The 1027-nt window shown below is 59.5% G+C and carries 1 pseudogene; it reads right to left on the reverse strand.

The window, feature by feature from the left end:
- Positions 1-873: 873 nt before the first annotated feature.
- Positions 874-1027, reverse strand: a pseudogene (locus tag GA0061099_RS40975) (IS256 family transposase); the annotation flags it as partial.

Genomic DNA, 1027 nt, shown 5'->3' on the forward strand with positions numbered 1-1027 from the left:
AGAGCTGGCCCCGGTTGTCTGAACAGCAATTCCGCGTCGATAAGTGGAGTTTCTGCCAGAGTTAGGCTGCCGCGCGGAACGGCAGCGGGCTGAAGTAAGCTTGATCGGGGGTGCCGCCGTCAAGGCTTGAGTGGGGACGCCGGCCATTGTACAACGAGACTCAAGAACGCCCACAAAACCGTTCTTCGCGAGGTTCTTTATCGATTTCATCCCTGGTTTGGTCGCCGAGTTTGCGTTCATGGAACGGTCGGGAAGGCTGATGATGTCGCTTTCCGCTGCTCTCTTGATGGATCGCAAGCGGATCGATGGTTGGAGGTTCCAGCATGGATGTTCGATCGGGCAGCATGCCCTGACGCCGAGCTTTTGGCAGCTCAGCCGTTTGTCAGCATTGACGCACTTGCGGCGCTCTCTGCGCTTCTCGATCTGGCGTTGAAGGATCGAACGCCATCAGCTGCCCTGCTTTCTGGCGCATCCAGAGCCTCTCACGACCAGAATCGGGGAGAGACTCATGTCACGGCAGACGGCAATGCCAGGGAGCGGATACCGACACAATCGACAACCGCGGCCGCAGCCGCAGATGGATCTGTTCGGGAGTGGCCTGCTGAACGGCGCCATCGGCGCGCCCGCATGCGCTGGAGCTGCCGGCGGAAGCCCGGGCGGCCCTCACGAGCCTGATGATGCAGTTGATCCTCGACCATGCTGCGAGGACAGCAACGCTGCCCGCGAAGGAGGTCGATCATGATCTCTGACAAGGTCAGGCCGGTACCGTCAAGTTAACGAATTGGAGCGGTCGAGGGGGTAGACGAGCGGCATGCCAACCGCCCGGGACCCTCTTTATCGGAGCTATGGCTGATTTTGGGTGACGCGGCCTGATCAGGCGGCGTGGCTTTCAGTGTTCGGAATGACTTCGATTCCGTCGATGAACTTTACATCGGCGATGACTTTCGGCAACTGTTCGTGCTCTTCAATCGCCGCCAGGTCTTCGATGCGGCGTCGATGAGCTTGAAGACCATCAGCTTCGCGGTTT

The sequence above is a fragment of the Bradyrhizobium yuanmingense genome (assembly GCF_900094575.1).
In the GTDB taxonomy this organism is placed as follows: Bacteria; Pseudomonadota; Alphaproteobacteria; order Rhizobiales; family Xanthobacteraceae; genus Bradyrhizobium; species Bradyrhizobium yuanmingense.